This window comes from Coprococcus sp. BIOML-A2 (genome assembly GCF_009875795.1).
In the GTDB taxonomy this organism is placed as follows: domain Bacteria; phylum Bacillota; class Clostridia; order Lachnospirales; family Lachnospiraceae; genus Coprococcus; species Coprococcus aceti.
The window spans coordinates 424,631-441,268 of record NZ_WWSI01000003.1 but is presented as its reverse complement, the minus strand read 5'-3'; the positions used below and the strand labels follow the sequence as shown (position 1 = coordinate 441,268).

Sequence of the window (16,638 nt, the reverse complement as noted above, 5' to 3'; positions counted from 1 at the left end):
TCTAAGAAAAGAAAATAATAAATATATGCTGGATGTTATCAGTCCGTATGAAGCACTGTACAGTTCTGTATTTGGGGTGCAGGCGGATACGCTGTCCTATTCACAGGATGGTATGTGCAGGCGGATGTTCGATGAACTCATAGACAAACTGAATTACAGGGAGAAGATAGTGATAGATAAGCTCTATGGCTACAGACATGACAGATGCAGTGTGCCGGAACTTGCCTGTGAGCTGGAGACCGATGAGGAAGGTGTGAACAGTCTGAAGAACAGTGCGCTGGACAGACTGAGGGATCCGGATAATTACAAATATCTGGAGAAACGGTGGTATTCAGGAACGGATATAACCAACACTGAGTACGAGCTTGATTTCAGGAGAAAGCTCAGAGCGGAGCTTCAGAGATATCTGGCCGGTCAGAAGTCAGATATTGACATTTTAAGTGCGATAATGAGGAGAAATAAGATCTCTGTACAAAGGATATACAGGAATGTGCAGGCGGCAGCTACGGATCAGGGACGGTTTGAGACCTCTATATCAGGGAAGAAGAGTATAGATGATGCTGTAAATGAGCTGAAGGCGTTCAAGATAGCTGCACGTCCTGTTGAGAGCATCAGGAAGAAAAAGTCTGTAAGGGGAAATGTAGAGACCGTGATCATAACAAATGATGGGATTGAGCAGGCGTATAAATACAGCGGACTCAGCGATGAGGATATAGCGGAGTGCGTGTGTCATGTACTGACGGACAGTGACGAGGGACATGGCTGTATACTTGACTTCAATATGTCAGATGGACTTATGGGACTCCTGTTGCTGAAGGGCTATCTGTATCTCGACAGTCTCATGGAGGACAGAGACAGGATATTGGCGGAGCTTCAGAGTGGAGGCTTTCAGACTCAGGCGGAGGAATTTGCAAAATTTGCGGACAAGGCGGAGATATACATAGCGGATAAGACGCACACGTCCATGACGTTTATTGTTGTGCCGGAGGCTGTTGCGCTTCGAATATATGAGGATAGGCCGGTGGATTACCATGAACTGCTGTCCTGCGCGGAGGAGACGGACAGGGAGTTTGCGGTCATGCTCATAAGAAATGAGAAGAAGGAATTTGCTGACTTTTCGGGACTTACGGTCACCGATGCTGCAAAGCGAAGGCTCAGCGTATTGCAGAGAGACAATGAACATGCAGATGCGGTGTGATATATATTGACTTTAGGAGGAAAAACGATGGGATTGATAGCGGTCAATATCATAGGCTTGATAATGTTCATACTGGCAATAGTAATGTTTGTGCTGGCTGACAGTATGGTGGGAATAGCTATAGGTGTTGCGATCAGTGTAGTGTGGCTGACATTCACCATAACAGCAAATGTACATATACTCAAGGGAAGACGCTCGACGGAGAAGCTCAAGGACAGTGCCAGGGGACATTTGTTTGATGCACAGATAGAGAGACTCAACAGACAGTATGAGAGCATAATGTCCAGGGAGGAATACTTCCAGGAGAATGTGGAGGAGGGCAGTGGTATCCGCAATCTGTACGAGGATATAAAGCAGCAGGCACAGAGCAACATGGACAGTGCCATAGGCTTTATACAGACATACGATTATTACACTAGACCCCAGCCGGTATACCTCGACAATCTGTGCAGACAGGGCGACGAGCTGGTGAGAAAGTTCAATATTCTGGTGGAGAAGATGGTTGATATTGACACCAACCTGAGCTCGCTGGATATGAAATATGTGGATGATGTCATAGAGTGCATGAATGGCATGAGGCAGGATGTCCACAGTCAGGGAATGTAAAAGGAGGAAGAAATGGATAAGAGGACAAAAGGATTAGTGGTAGTCGGAGTGCTGGTGATAATTGCGATGATCGCGGTCATTATCGGAATAGTCGGCAGGAAGGTTATCAACATAGCAGGCGGTGGAAATGGAGGATCATCAAGATCGGATATGACTCTTGATGAGTTATATGCAGATCTCGATGTAAGCGAAGCGACCCCTGTAAAGGGTACGGTCACTCTGGACACTCCGGATCTGTATGCGGAGCTGCCTGAGATAGACAAATATCCACTGGCAGTTGAGGGTAATGGAGACATAGATATAGAGATATTTACATCAGGTGAGAAGGCGGGAAAGGACAACGACTCATGGCTTATAGATGTTGCAAATTCCTTCAACGGTTCTGGTGTGAAGACAGCGGACGGCAAGTCGGTATCGATGAGCGTGAGATCAGTGCCATCCGGTACAGCCGCTGACTATATCATTTCCGGCAAATATCTCCCGGATCTGTACACCCCGAGCAACACCCTGTTCGGAGAGTATGCGATGTCGAACAGCGGCAGCCTTGAGCTTTACGCGGACAGACTGGTTGGAAATACAGCGGGAATCCTTGTGAAGAAGGACAGCGGTTACACTACTGCTGCCGATGCCATAAAGGCCGTTCAGGACAACAAGATCACCATGGGATACACGAACCCACAGACAAGTGCCACAGGACTTAACCTCCTGCTCACGCTGCTTCAGGACGGAGAAGATAACTTTACAAAGTTTAACTCAAACATACCATACGTTGCATATACAACACAGCAGATGAGAGATAGTGCATCAAACGGAACACTCGATGCTATGCTGTCAGAGTATCAGGCATATATCAATGACAGCAATCTCGTGTCAATGTATGATTTCATTGCATTTGGCGTGAGACATGACAATCCTGTATACATATGTAACAAGTCGGGAAAGTCTGCATCAGAGCTTGAGGCCATACAGCTCGTTGTGGATTACTGCAAGAGTGATGATATGCAGACGATCGCGACAAAGAAGGGCTTCAATGCCAACGATGATTATACTGCGACGGAAGAATTCTCCGGTGCACAGGTCACACAGGGACTCAAGACATACAAGAAGACAAAGGATAACGGCAAGGACATCATCGCGGTGTTTGTTGCGGACTGCAGCGGTTCCATGGACGGAGATCCTATGAACCAGCTCAAGAACAGTCTGACAAACGGTGCGCAGTATATCAATGACAACAATTATGTTGGGCTTGTCAGCTACTCAAGCTCAGTTACAGTGGAGGTCCCGATCGCCCAGTTTGACCTGAACCAGAGATCATATTTCCAGGGATCGGTCAACAATCTGATGGCTTCAGGCGGAACGGCTTCGTATGATGCCGTTGTGGTTGCGATGAAGATGATAACCGATGCAAAGGCAGAGCACCCGGATGCAAAGTGTATGCTGTTCCTTCTCAGCGATGGATATGCCAATGTGGGATATTCCATGGATGAGATAACAAGTGCGCTCAGACAGTCGAACATACCTGTATACACAATAGGTTACGGCGGAGATGCTGACACGGATGAGCTTACAAAGCTCTCAGGAATAAATGAGGCGGCATCTATAAATGCGGACAGTGATGATATTATCTACAAGATAAAGAGCCTGTTCAATTCACAGCTTTAAAAATTATCGGTAAAATACATCATAAAAAACAGTTGCATTCCGTTGGCATATGGAATACAATATAGTCGTTTTTAAGAGACAACTGCATATGATGATAGATCTTCGGGGGTGAGTGCAATTCTCCACCGACGGTGTTAGGGAAACCTTAAGTCCGTGAGCCATGAGGCATGATCCGGTGTGATTCCGGGACCGACAGTATAGTCTGGATGAGAGAAGTATTATATATTCAGAACAGGGTATCTGATGGAAGTCCGTTGTGATGGATTTCGGTGATGGATACCTGAACAAGAGAAAACCCCGAAGTTATCTTCGGGGTTTTCTCTTGTGTTTTGAACAGATACTTCGGAGGCTTGAATGAGCAATATCCGATAGTCTGTCTGTAAAGGTATTAAGTAGGATGGTGGTCATATGGAAAAATATGATATAGATGATGAATTTGATCCGTCATATATGAGACGTGCCATAGAGCTTGCAAGGCGCGGCACTGGAGCAGTGAATCCAAATCCGCTTGTAGGTGCTGTCATAGTGAAGGATGGCAGGATCATAGGAGAGGGATATCATGTGAGATATGGAGAGCTCCACGCTGAGCGCGCAGCATTTGCCAGTCTTAAGGATCAGGCGGATGCCGAGGGCGCAGTCATGTATGTGACGCTTGAGCCGTGCTGCCATTTTGGCAAGCAGCCTCCATGTGTGGACGCGATCATAGAGCACAAGATCAGAAAGGTCTACTGTGGTTCCGATGATCCGAATGCTATGGTGGCAGGAAAAGGTTTTAAGAGACTGCGTGATGCCGGGATAGAGGTGTACACACACTGCCTCAAAGCCGAGTGCGATGCCATAAACGGCATTTTCTTTAAGTATATAGTAAATAAACAGCCGTATGTGACCATGAAATATGCCATGACCATGGACGGCAGGATCGCTACCCACACAGGGGCCAGCAAGTGGATAACCGGTGAGGCATCAAGGGCGTATGTCATGGAACTCAGAAACAGACATAAGGGTATTATGGCGGGCATAGGAACAGTGCTTGCGGATGATCCGATGCTGACATGCAGAATAGAGAAAAGCACGGACAGGGATACTGATAATGTCAGAAATCCGATCAGGATAGTTTGTGACAGCAAGCTCAGGATTCCGGAGGATTCACAGATCGTACAGACAGCCGGGGAGATAGAGACCATAGTTGCCACGACGGCAGCGGGAGCTTCAGACTCAGCAAAGTGTGAGAGACTCAAGGATAAAGGTGTAAGCATCATAGAGACCGAAGATGTGGATGGACAGGTGGATCTAAGGCAGCTCATGACGATCCTCGGCGGGAAAGGCATAGACGGAATACTGCTTGAGGGCGGCGGCGAGCTCAACTACAGCATGGTGTCTGAAGGTCTTGTGGATGAGGCATGTGTATTCATTGCCCCGAAGATATTTGGCGGCGAGGGCAAGTACAGTCCGGTATCCGGAACGGGTGTTGATGTGCCTGCGGATGCACATATGTTTGGACTTGACGAGGTCAGAAGATTTGATGAAGATGTGATGCTCAGATACAAAAAGGTTTAAGAACTTATAGAAAAGAGGTCATACATGTTCACAGGAATAGTAGAAGAGATAGGAACTATAAGAAAGATAGATAAAGGTGTAAGCTCCTGCAGCATCACGGTGCAGGCAGACAAGGTTCTCCATGGAAGCCAGGTTGGAGACAGTATAGCGGTAAACGGTGTGTGTCTTACTGCAACCGGCATATCGGGGAATATCTTTACTGCGGATGTAATGCCTGAGACTTTGAGACGAAGCGGACTTGGACAGCTTACCGGTGGCAGCAGGGTGAACCTTGAGCGTGCCATGGCGGCCGGAGGAAGATTTGGCGGACATATAGTGTCAGGACATATAGATGGAACCGGAACGATCAGAGAGCTCAAAAGGGAGGACAATGCAGTGTGGGTGACAATAGATTGTTCTCCGAAGATACTCAGATACATCATTGAGAAGGGCTCAATAGCCATAGACGGTATAAGCCTTACGGTTGCGTATGTCGATGATACATGCTTTAAGGTGTCGATCATTCCGCACACGGCGGGAGAGACGACGCTGCTGGATGGCAAGCCGGGCAAGGTGGTCAACCTTGAAAATGACGTGGTTGGAAAGTATGTTGAGAAACTGCTTATGCCATACAAAGGTGACGATACAGATGAAAAGCTTTCAAATGGAAATGCTTCAGATAGATCAGGACTTGATATGAAGTTTCTGGCAGAAAATGGATTTATGTAGACAGATATTTTAAGGAGGTAGAGTGATGAGTTTTGAATTCAACTCGATAGAGGAGATCGCTGCAGATCTTGCGGCGGGAAAGCCGGTTGTCATGCTCGACAACGAGGACAGAGAGAATGAGGGAGATGTAATCTGTGCAGCAGAATTTGCTACAACGGAGAATGTCAACTTCATGGCAAAGTGGGCGAGAGGTCTCATATGCATGCCTATGGATGCGTCATATGCGGATAAGCTGAATCTCCCACAGATGTGTATAACCAATACAGATAACCACTGCACAGCATTTTCAGTATCAGTGGATCATGTGGATACAACCACCGGAATCTCAGCCGAGGAGAGAGGCTACACAGCCAGAAAATTTGTGGATGAGAATGCAAAGCCGGATGACTTCAGAAGGCCGGGACATATGTTCCCACTTCAGGCAGTTGCAGGCGGAGTCATAGAGAGAAACGGCCACACAGAGGCTACAGTTGATCTTATGAAGGTTGCAGGACTTAAGCCTTGCGGACTGTGCTGTGAGATCATGAAGGATGACGGAACCATGGCGAGAAAGGATGACCTTGTGGAATTTGCAAAGGTTCATGGCCTTAAGATATCGACCATAGAGAAGCTTGTGCAGTACAGAAAAGAGCATGAAGTATTCGTTGAGTGCGTAGCCAAGGCAAAGCTTCCAACAAAGTATGGTGAGTTTACGATCTGTGGATATATCAACAAGCTGAACGGTGAACATCACGTGGCACTCACAATGGGTGATATAGCTGACGGCAAGCCTGTTCTCTGCCGTGTGCACAGCGAGTGCCTCACAGGCGATTGCTTCGGCTCACAGAAGTGTGACTGCGGACAGCAGCTCGATGCGGCCATGAAGGCCATTGCCAAGGAAGGCAGAGGCGTGCTCCTGTACATGAGACAGGAGGGCAGAGGAATCGGCCTTATCAACAAGATCAAGGCATATGCGCTTCAGGATCAGGGGCTTGACACCGTTGAGGCAAACCTCAAGCTTGGTTTCCCTGATGATGCAAGGGATTACACCATAGGAACACAGATACTTGTGGATCTCGGAATCAGACAGATCAGACTCCTCACCAACAATCCACTCAAGGTATACGGCCTTGCAGGCTACAATCTTGAGATCGTGGAGAGAGTTCCTATAGAGATAGAGCCAACCAAGTTTGACGCATTTTATCTCAAGACAAAAAAAGAGAAAATGGGTCATATGTTACACGAAGTCTAATATTTCATAAGGAGGGGCTGGGTAAGCTCCGATATAGAATAAGGAGGATAAATCAGATGAATAAGGTAGAAGGAAAGTTAGTAGCAAATGGAGCAAAGATAGGTATAGTAGCAGCGAGATTCAATGAGTTCATAGTTTCAAAGCTGGTCAGTGGTGCAGAGGATGCGCTTCTCCGTCATGATGTGAATGCAGACGACATCACAGTTGCATGGGTTCCGGGTGCATTTGAGATCCCTGTAATCGCAAAGAAGATGGCTGCAAGCGGCAAGTATGACGCTGTTATCTGTCTTGGTGCTGTTATCCGTGGTGCGACAAGCCACTATGATTATGTGTGCAACGAGGTTTCAAAGGGCGTTGCCTCAGTATCACTTGAGACAGGTGTACCTGTAATGTTCGGAGTTGTTACAACAGAGAATATCGAGCAGGCCATCGAGCGTGCAGGAACAAAGGCCGGCAACAAGGGTTATGACTGCGCTATGGGAGCTCTTGAGATGATCGACCTCATGAAGCAGTTGTAATGCAGACTGCAGAAAATGCGATATAATGAAGCATGCTGATGCATGCGCAGGTTATCAAGTGAAAATATAATGCGTACAGAAGATACAGGCACGTGTAGTTATAATACATGTGCCTGTAAATATATGACAGGATGGATATAATATATGAAAAGCACAGACAGGAAGATATTGTTCTTTGATATAGACGGAACGCTTATAACCGAGGACGGAAGGAGATACTTCCCGGACAGCGCAAGGCATGCGCTGGCGCAGGCGAGAGCCAACGGACATCTGGTGTTCATCAACACTGGCAGGGTTTACTGTAATGTCACTGATGAGATCAAGGCTGCGGGTTTTGATGGCTTTGTGTGTGGCTGCGGAACATCCATTTACTATGACGGCAAAGAGCTGTTCCACAATGATGTCAGCAGGGATGTGTGCAGGGATATAGCTTATGCATGCCGCAGATATGACATGTTTGGAATGTATGAGCACAGAGACAAGGTGTACGTGGACGGTCAGAACATGGGAAATGAACTCCTTGCAGAGATGGTCAGATACTTCCGGGCAAATGGAATATTTGTTGGGGAGGATGTGGACTCGGATGACTTTGAATTCGACAAGTTCTGCTGCTGGTTCGCGGATGACAATAAAAATGTTCCTGAGTTCCGCGAGTATGTATCACAGCATTTTGACTATATCGACAGAGGTTCAAATTTCTGCGAGATAGTTCCCAAGGGATTCAGTAAGGCGACAGGTATACAGTATCTTCTGGATTATTTTGATATTCCGCTTGAAAATGCATATGCATTTGGTGATGGCAACAATGACGCACCTATGTTATTATATTGTCCGAACAGCATAATTATGGAGAAGGGGCCGGAGGGGCTCAAAAGACAGGTTATGATGGTCACAGACGATGCGGAGAATGATGGAATATATAAGGCTATGGTGAAGCTTGGGATCATAGAGCCGATGGAATAGCTGGTTCATTTTGCCGGTCAATAATTATTAGAGTTGGAGATTTATATGGAAGAACAGGAAGAGAACAAGAAGGTGACGCTGCTCGATCAGTTGTCGATAGCGGTCAGCAGTCCGAAGAATTACAAACAACTGGTTAAGCTGAAGACGGGACGCCTTGTGTGGTTTGTGGTGATCATATCCTTTTTACTGGCATTTATAGAGTTTGGAATAGACGCCATATTCTGGGTTGGCAAGGTCGGAGGTCTGAGGAATCTCATAACAAATAAGATCCCGGCATTCACATATCATGACAATAAGCTCGACATGGAACATGATATGCAGCTTGAGATAGGAAATGCTACTCTGTACATCAACACGGAGAATGCGTCAGTGAACCTTGACTCCATGGAAACGGATGGAGTGTACATCGCCATAGGAAGTGAGAATATAGTCATGGGAATGGTCTCAGATGGCAAGGGCTATGATTACATGGAGACACCGCTCAAATACATGTTCCTGCCGGATGGCTTCAACAATAGCAAGCTGGCGGTACTGACACCGGTATTTTATATGTACATGGTGATCATGTTCATTGCGGTGATGGTGGCATCGGCGGGCAGACAGCTTCTCCTTGCGCTGATATTCAGTATAGCGGGCAATAGACTTGCAAGAATTCTCAACACGGGACTGTCCTACGGCAAGGTATTTACGATATGTGTCTATGCACAGACTCTGGCGGTGTTCATAATGTCGGTCAACACTGCTCTTGGATATCTGTTATCCTCGTTTGTTGTATGGATCATCGCACTTGTCGTGTCCATGGTATTTATGAACAAAGCTATAGGAAGCTATGTGAGTGGAGATATACCGCCGGGAGATGTGTTCTGATAAGGCGGTCATTTGGTTTGAATAGGTGGAGGCATATATGGAGATAGAGAGAAAATACCTTGTACATGAGATACCTGTCGATCTGACAAAATATCAGGTGAAGCACATGGAACAGATGTATGTGTCCGTGAAGCCGGTCATAAGGATCAGGAGAACGGACGACAGACGTGTGCTCACGGTCAAATCCAAGGGACTGCTCAGCAGGCAGGAATTCGAGATGGATCTGGACGAGGATGAATACAGGAATCTCAGATGTAAGGCAGACGGCAATATAATAGAGAAGGACCGGTATATAATACCGCTTTCCGATACAGACGGAACCTGTGGTGACAGTGAAGTGGACAGGGAACTGAAGATCGAGCTGGACGTGTTCGACGGGATATTTGGCGGACTCACCTATGCTGAGGTTGAATTCCCGGAGGAGAAATTTGCAAATACATTTGTGCCGCCAACGTGGTTTGGCAGGGATGTGACTGAGGACGGTATCTATCAGAACAGCACCCTGAGCGGCATGGACAGACGTGATATAGACAGTTTTGTAAAGAGTGCGAATAAGGAGGAAAAGTGATGAAGGCAAGAGTTTTATTTGCAACAGGTTATGAAGAGGTAGAGGCTCTCACGGTGGTGGATCTCTTGAGGAGAGCCGGAGTTGAGTGCCTGATGGTGTCGGCTGACGATCAGGATACAGTGACAGGAGCGCGCGGCATGGAGGTCACGATGGATGAGAAGTTATCAGAGATCGATGACCAGTGCGATCTTGTAGTTCTTCCTGGAGGTATTCCGGGGGTTCCGAACCTCAAGACAAATTCAAAGGTTCAGGCCATGGTCAAGGCACAGAATGACAGAGGCGGTTATGTGGCTGCTATCTGTGCGGGACCTACAGCACTTGGCGCATTTGGCGTGCTTGCGGACAAGAATGCAACATGTTATCCGGGATGTGAGGATCAGCTCATGGCGAAGCGCCACAGCACGGAGCCGGTAGTGGTGGACGGAAATGTGATCACCAGCAGAGGAGTGGGAACAGCCATAGAATTTGCACTTAAGCTGGTTGAGATACTCATAGACAGACAGACTGCGGACGATCTCGCAGAGAAGATAGTATATAAGAGATAATGAATATAAAAATATCAGTTAGGAGCCTGGTGGAATTCATCTTCCGCAGTGGCGATATAAGTGATAGCAGTAGTGGGACTCTGTCCAGAGAAGCGATGAATGCGGGTAGCAGGATTCACAGGAAGCTTCAGAAAAGGGCAGGGTCTCATTATAATTCAGAGGTGCCGCTCCGGTATACAGAGGAGCTTGGCGGACATCTGATAACTGTGGAGGGCCGGGCTGATGGAATCATAGACAGATGCGGTGGCGAACAGGAAGAGTCCGGGGATATTGACGACGGCTTTGACATGGCAGAGGGGTATGCTGTGGACTTCCATGACAGCGATGTGCTTATAGATGAGATAAAGGGCATATACAGGAACCTCGATGACATGGAGAGCCCGCAGCGCGTCCACGTGGCCCAGGCGATGTGCTATGCGTATATATATTCAAAAGAGAATAATTATAGCTGGATAGATGTAAGGATAAGTTATGTAAACCTTGACAGCGAGAAGGAGAAGTTCTTCAGGCGGAGATATTCATTTGGCTATCTGGAGAAATGGTTCAGCTCAATGATGGCGGAGCTTTGCAAATGGATTGATCTGGTGGAAAAGCATCAGCTCATGAGAAATCAGTCCATCTCGGACATGGAGTTCCCATTTGAGTACAGGAAGGGCCAGAAGGAGATGGCTCTGTATGTGTACAGGGCTATTGAGCAGGAAAAACATCTGTATGTCCAGGCACCAACTGGAATCGGAAAGACCATGGCGGCGGTGTACCCGTCCATAAAATCCATGGTTCAGGGACATGTGTCGAAAATATTCTATCTGACAGCCAAGACCATAGCCCACACTGTGTCGAGAAATGCGGTGGAGCTGCTGGAGGACAGAGGTCTCAGGCTTAAGACTGTAATACTCACGGCAAAAGAGAAGATATGCTGTCAGGAACAGGTGGATTGCAATCCTGCGGTATGTCCGTATGCCGAGGGGCATTTTGACAGGGTAAATGATGCGCTGTACGACGTGGTATTACATGAGACGGTGGTTGACAGAGATGTGGTAATACGGTACGCACAGGCTCACAGGGTGTGTCCGTTTGAGTTGAGCCTTGATGTGAGTCTGTTTGCTGACATGGTGATATGTGACTATAACTATGTCTTTGATCCGAGGGCGAGCCTCAAGAGGTTCTTTGCGGCGGAGGGCGGTAAGCCGGGAGATTATGTATTCCTTGTGGATGAGGCGCACAACCTTGTGGACAGGGCTTCGTCCATGTACAGTGCGGAGATTGTGAAGGAGGACTTTCTGGAGCTCAAGAAGCTCACAGCCCAGTATGGCGGCCGTATGGCAAGACATATAGGAAGCTGCAACAGAGAGCTGCTTACGATGAAGAAGGAGGTTCCTGAGGAGGGATACAGGGTGCTCTCGAGCATAGCACCTCTTCACCTGAAATTGCTCAGCCTCCATGAAGCAATACAGCTCTTTCTGGAGGAGCACAGGCAGATCCCGGAGAGAAAGGAAGTCCTGAACTTTTATTTTAATCTCACTTCATTTCTGAACATTGCGGAGATGATGGATGAGAATTATGTCGTGTATGACGAGATAAGGGATGACGGAAGATTTGTGGTGAGACTGTACTGCGTCAAGCCTGCAGTTAACATAAGAAACTGCTTGGACAAAGGGCTTGCCACGGTGTTTTTCTCGGCTACGATACTTCCTGTCAGATATTATATGGAGATGCTGTCGGACTGCCCGGAGGACAGGGCAATATACATCCCGTCTCCATTTTCTGCGGAGAACAGGAAGATAATGATAGCAAATGATGTCACGACCAGATACACGAACCGTAATGAGGCGATGTACAGGAACATTTACAGCTATATAGAGCGCGTGATAAGTGCGAGACCGGGCAACTATATGGTGTTCTTTCCATCGTATGCCATGCTGGAGAAGGTGCATGTGCTCACTGAAGAGCTTCCAGAGTCTCTTGGGGTGGAAGTTATAGCCCAGGAACAATACATGACGGAGAGCGACAGAGAGAGCTTTCTGAGGGCATTTGAGGAGAAGGACAATGTGCTGGCACTGTGTATCATGGGCGGAATATTCTCCGAGGGAATCGATCTGACTGGTGACAGGCTGATAGGAGCGATAATAGTCGGACCCGGTCTTCCCCAGGTGTGCACGGAGAGAAAGCTGATGATGGATTACTTCGACAGCAGAACCGCGGCGGACGAAAAAGAGGCTGCATCCGACAGGAATGGATTCAGATATGCGTACCAGTACCCGGGAATAAACAAGGTATTTCAGGCTGCCGGAAGAGTCATAAGGACGGAGACGGATCAGGGGATAATACTTCTGATAGACGAGAGATTTGCCACCAGGCGTTACACGGAGCTGTTTCCTGTGGAATGGAATGACAGCGTGATATGCAACATGCAAAATGTGGACGGGATCCTTGAACAGTTCTGGGATTATAAAAGTAAAGAGATTTAAATATACAAAAGCATAATACAGTGCTATAATGGACACCTGATGAAGCCGGAGCGGCGGTAAAGCCCGGTTGTATATATTTTATCAATATGAAAAAAGGGGATAGTGATGGTAGATATAACAGTAAAAAATATTCTGGAAGCTACAGGAGGCGTACTCCTCTGCGGAGATGAGAACACTGTTCTCACTGACATCTGTATAAACTCTAAGGAGGCCAAGGAGGGCGATCTGTTCGTGCCGATCATAGGAACAAGAACCGACGGACACAGATTTATAGAATCAGCACTTCAGACTGCAGCAGCCACACTCACATCGGAGCATGACAATGTTGTGGTGTCGGACAAGGCGTATATCAGGGTGGATGATACTGTTAAGGCATTGCAGGCCATTGGAAAGTATATAAGGAACAGATACGATATGCCTGTTGTGGCGGTTACAGGAAGCGTGGGCAAGACCACGACAAGAGAGATGATCACAGCGGCTGTCAGTGCTGGAATGAAGTGCTTCCACACAGAGGGCAATTATAATTCGGTGTACGGCGAGCCTATCACGGTGTCAAGGATGACAGACGAGTACGATGCGGCTGTTCTTGAGCTTGGAATCGGCGAGCCGGGTGAGATGGACATCCTCACTGATATAGCTCAGCCGGATATATGCGTTATAACGACCATAGGCGTTGCACATATAGAATATATGGGTTCACTGGAGAACACCCGCAAGGAGAAGCTCAGCATCATCAATGGCATGGGCGAGAATGGAACACTGTATATCAACGGTGATGATCCTATGCTGTATGCGGTCAAGGATGAGATACCATGTAAGGTATACACATATGGCTGCGGCGAGGGCATGGACTTCAGAGCGACTAACATCCGCATGGAGGATGGATATTCTGTATACGATATGGTACATGGGGATGACGTTGTAACTGTCAAGGTAGGAGTGATGGGACTGCACAACGTGCGCAATTCATTGGTGGCCATGGCTGTGTCGCATCAGCTTGGAGTTCCATATGAGAAGTCGTCGAAGGCATTTGAGAATTTCAGAGGCCTCAGACAGAAGGTCATCAAGCTTCCTGGCAAATACACGATCATAGACGATACATACAATGCAAGCCCTGATTCCATGAAGGCCAGCACCGATGTCCTCTGTGACATGAAGTGCGAGGGCAAGAAGTATATCGTGCTCGGCGATATGCTTGAGCTCGGAGAGAAGAGCGATGAGTACCACTATGAAGTCGGAGAGTATCTCAGAGATAAGAAGATAGATGAGGTCATAGTCATCGGAGAGCATGCCCAGAAGATCAAGGAAGCTCTGGATGCCTGTGATACGAAGTATGCCAAGACTGTGTCATTCACTGACACGGAGGAGATCGCGATATACCTTATGGCGCTCATGAAGCCTGAGGATATAGTGCTTTTGAAGGGATCAAACGGAATGAAATTGAGTGAAGTGGTTAATATTCTCACGAATTAGTGTGTGTATTTGTACAAAATGACAAAAGCGGTCACGGATTTACAACGATCTGTGACCGCCTTTTTGTGTAAAGTGTTGCCATTTATTGTAAATCAATTCCCAAAACGATACAAAAGGGAGAAAAGAATTTGGTTATATTGAAAAAATATAAAAAATGGAGTAATATCAACCTAGCTTGAAAATAAATACATAAGATTACATAGATACTTTTTATTTGGGAGGAAAGAATCATGGCTACAGCAAAGAAGGCAGATGAGACAAAGAAGGTAACAAAGGCAACACCTGCAGCAGCACTTGCTAAGGTTGAGGCAGTTAAGAAAGAGGAAGCTGCAAAGAAGACAGCAGCTACAGAGACAAAGGCAGCACCTGCAAAGAAGGCAGCTCCAGTTAAGGAAGAGCCAAAGGCAGCACCTGCAAAGAAAACAGCACCAGCTAAGAAGGAAGAGACAAAGGCAGCAGCACCTGCAAAGAAGGCTACAGCAAAGAAGGCAGCTCCAGCTAAGACAACAGAGAATGTATTTGTTGAGTTCGCTGGCGGTCAGATCAAGATGGCAGCAATCGTTGCTAAGGTGAAGGAAGTTATTGGCAATAAGACAGTTAAGGAATTGAACGTATACTACCAGCCAGAAACAGGCATGGTATATTATACAGCTGATGGAGAATCAGGTTCTTACAGTCTTTAATCTATAGATGTTTGTTTTAAGACGGATCCCGGTCGTAATGACTGGGATCTTTTTTCTTTGTGCAATATTGTGTTGTATATAAGTGCCTTTCTGTGATAATATGCCATAGGTTAGGATAGTCTAACTAATGCTTTTACAGGGGGTAAGAGATGACAATACACGAGTATGGAGACAGGAAGAATCCGCATATGCTGCTTATACATGGCATGTGGATGTGAATATATTAAAAAGCCTGTGATATGAACTTTGATTCATACCACAGGCTTTTTGATTGCAGATAATACTATATATTATGAATTACTTTGTTGTCAGGAAATCTGCGTATGCTGTAGGAAGACCATGCTCTGTAGGATCAAGTCCCTTGATCTCTTCCTCCTCAGATACTCTAAGTCCCATAGTCTTCTTGATGATCAGGAATACGATGGTGATCGTAACTGCTGTCCATGCTGCAACTGCTGCAAATCCAAGTAACTGGATGAGGAGTGGATGAATGCCACCGCCGTAGAACAGACCGTTTAATGTATCATTTCCAGGAACAGTTGTTGTGGAGAAGAGACCTACAGCGATTGTTCCCCAGATACCATTTACACCATGTACGGCTACGGCACCGACAGGATCGTCAACATGTAATGCGTGGTCACAGAGCCATACTCCGAATACTACGAGAAGTCCGGCAACGATACCGATGATAGCTGCGCCGAAAGCATCGACTGTATCACAAGGAGCTGTGATGGCAACGAGACCAGCGAGTGAAGCGTTGAGACACATTGACACATCAGGCTTGCCATATTTGAGCCATGTAAATATCATACATGAAACTGTTGCAAGTGCAGGTGCGATAGTAGTAGTGAGGAAGATAGAACCTAACTGCTCAACAGATGTTGCGGCTGCACCGTTGAATCCGTACCAGCCGAACCACAGGATGAATACACCGAGTGCGCCGAGTGGAAGGTTATGACCAGGGAAGGTGTGAACCTTTACTACTTTGCCATTCTCATCCTTATTGAACTTTCCGATACGAGGTCCAAGTAATGCGGCACCAATCAGTGCTGAGATTCCACCTACCATATGGATGGCACATGAACCGGCAAAATCATGGAAGCCAAGTTTTACAAGCCAGCCACCTGGATTCCAGATCCAGTGAGCCTCAATAGGATATATCAGCAGTGAGATGATAGCTGAGTATACACAATATGCAGAGAACTTTGTTCTCTCTGCCATAGCTCCTGACACGATGGTTGCTGCTGTTGCACAGAACACAAGGTTGAATACGAAGCTTGACCAGTCATAGTTTTCAAAGTGAAGGAACAAATCCCATGATGGTTTTCCGATGAAACCTCCGAGTGCCCAGTCACTGCTGCCGAGCAGAAGTGATGAACCGAGGATCATGAATGAAACTGTACCGAGACAGAAATCCATGAGATTCTTCATTATAATGTTTCCGGCATTCTTGGCTCTTGTGAAACCGGCCTCAACCATTGCAAATCCGGCCTGCATCCAGAATACCAGTGCGGCTCCGACAAGGAACCATACTCCAAATACAATTGTGCTTACGTCTTCCATAATCATTCCTCCTTTTAATACATTGTAG

At 46.8% G+C, this 16,638-nt stretch carries 14 protein-coding genes, 1 pseudogene and 1 riboswitch; of the genes and pseudogenes, 14 read left to right on the top strand and 1 reads right to left on the bottom strand.

Annotated features, from left to right (window positions below; translation table 11 throughout):
* Positions 1-25 precede the first annotated feature (25 nt).
* The 14 genes from GT575_RS08845 (at position 26) to GT575_RS08780 (ending at position 15,047) form a co-directional block, all read left to right on the top strand.
* The gene (locus GT575_RS08845; protein WP_161171886.1) at positions 26-1,198 is read left to right on the top strand and encodes a hypothetical protein; all 1,173 of its coding nucleotides are present in this window, start codon (positions 26-28) and stop codon (positions 1,196-1,198) included.
* Positions 1,199-1,225: 27 nt separating this feature from the next.
* On the top strand, positions 1,226-1,804 hold the full coding sequence (locus GT575_RS08840) for a hypothetical protein (RefSeq protein WP_117875027.1): 579 nt from the start codon (positions 1,226-1,228) through the stop codon (positions 1,802-1,804).
* Positions 1,805-1,816: 12 nt separating this feature from the next.
* Positions 1,817-3,466, top strand: a complete 1,650-nt coding sequence (locus tag GT575_RS08835) for a vWA domain-containing protein (protein ID WP_055146937.1) — start codon at positions 1,817-1,819, stop codon at positions 3,464-3,466.
* Positions 3,467-3,560: 94 nt separating this feature from the next.
* Positions 3,561-3,688, top strand: a riboswitch (FMN riboswitch).
* A gap of 186 nt (positions 3,689-3,874) precedes the next feature.
* Positions 3,875-5,023, top strand: a complete 1,149-nt coding sequence (gene ribD, locus GT575_RS08830) for a bifunctional diaminohydroxyphosphoribosylaminopyrimidine deaminase/5-amino-6-(5-phosphoribosylamino)uracil reductase RibD (protein ID WP_015533912.1) — start codon at positions 3,875-3,877, stop codon at positions 5,021-5,023.
* Positions 5,024-5,047: 24 nt separating this feature from the next.
* The gene (locus tag GT575_RS08825) at positions 5,048-5,731 is read left to right on the top strand and encodes a riboflavin synthase (RefSeq protein ID WP_015533911.1); all 684 of its coding nucleotides are present in this window, start codon (positions 5,048-5,050) and stop codon (positions 5,729-5,731) included.
* 25 nt (positions 5,732-5,756) lie between these two features.
* On the top strand, positions 5,757-6,962 hold the full coding sequence (locus GT575_RS08820; protein ID WP_022215912.1) for a bifunctional 3,4-dihydroxy-2-butanone-4-phosphate synthase/GTP cyclohydrolase II: 1,206 nt from the start codon (positions 5,757-5,759) through the stop codon (positions 6,960-6,962).
* Between the two features lie 56 nt (positions 6,963-7,018).
* Positions 7,019-7,480 carry a 6,7-dimethyl-8-ribityllumazine synthase gene (gene ribH / locus GT575_RS08815; protein ID WP_015533909.1) on the top strand — a complete coding sequence of 154 codons (462 nt, stop codon included), beginning with the start codon at positions 7,019-7,021 and terminating at the stop codon, positions 7,478-7,480.
* Between the two features lie 144 nt (positions 7,481-7,624).
* Positions 7,625-8,443: an HAD family hydrolase gene (locus tag GT575_RS08810; RefSeq protein ID WP_161171885.1), complete on the top strand. Its 819-nt coding sequence runs from the start codon at positions 7,625-7,627 to the stop codon at positions 8,441-8,443.
* Between the two features lie 45 nt (positions 8,444-8,488).
* Positions 8,489-9,310, top strand: coding sequence for a DUF1189 domain-containing protein (locus GT575_RS08805; RefSeq protein ID WP_015533907.1), 822 nt, complete (start codon positions 8,489-8,491; stop codon positions 9,308-9,310).
* 37 nt (positions 9,311-9,347) lie between these two features.
* A complete protein-coding gene (locus tag GT575_RS08800; RefSeq protein WP_161171884.1) occupies positions 9,348-9,878 on the top strand; it encodes a CYTH domain-containing protein in 531 nt (176 codons plus the stop codon).
* Complete coding sequence (locus tag GT575_RS08795; RefSeq protein ID WP_015533905.1) at positions 9,878-10,423, top strand: DJ-1 family glyoxalase III; 546 nt, start codon at positions 9,878-9,880, stop codon at positions 10,421-10,423. Before GT575_RS08800 ends, GT575_RS08795 begins: the two co-directional genes overlap by 1 nt.
* Positions 10,423-12,891, top strand: a complete 2,469-nt coding sequence (locus GT575_RS08790; RefSeq protein WP_015533904.1) for an ATP-dependent DNA helicase — start codon at positions 10,423-10,425, stop codon at positions 12,889-12,891. Before GT575_RS08795 ends, GT575_RS08790 begins: the two co-directional genes overlap by 1 nt.
* A 105-nt stretch (positions 12,892-12,996) precedes the next feature.
* Positions 12,997-14,364: a UDP-N-acetylmuramoyl-tripeptide--D-alanyl-D-alanine ligase gene (locus tag GT575_RS08785; protein ID WP_117875017.1), complete on the top strand. Its 1,368-nt coding sequence runs from the start codon at positions 12,997-12,999 to the stop codon at positions 14,362-14,364.
* Between the two features lie 230 nt (positions 14,365-14,594).
* Complete coding sequence (locus GT575_RS08780; protein ID WP_022215918.1) at positions 14,595-15,047, top strand: DUF6465 family protein; 453 nt, start codon at positions 14,595-14,597, stop codon at positions 15,045-15,047.
* A 312-nt stretch (positions 15,048-15,359) separates the two neighbouring features.
* Here GT575_RS08780 and GT575_RS08775 read toward each other — a convergent pair.
* Positions 15,360-16,616, bottom strand: a pseudogene (locus GT575_RS08775) (ammonium transporter); the annotation flags it as partial.
* Positions 16,617-16,638: the final 22 nt, after the last annotated feature.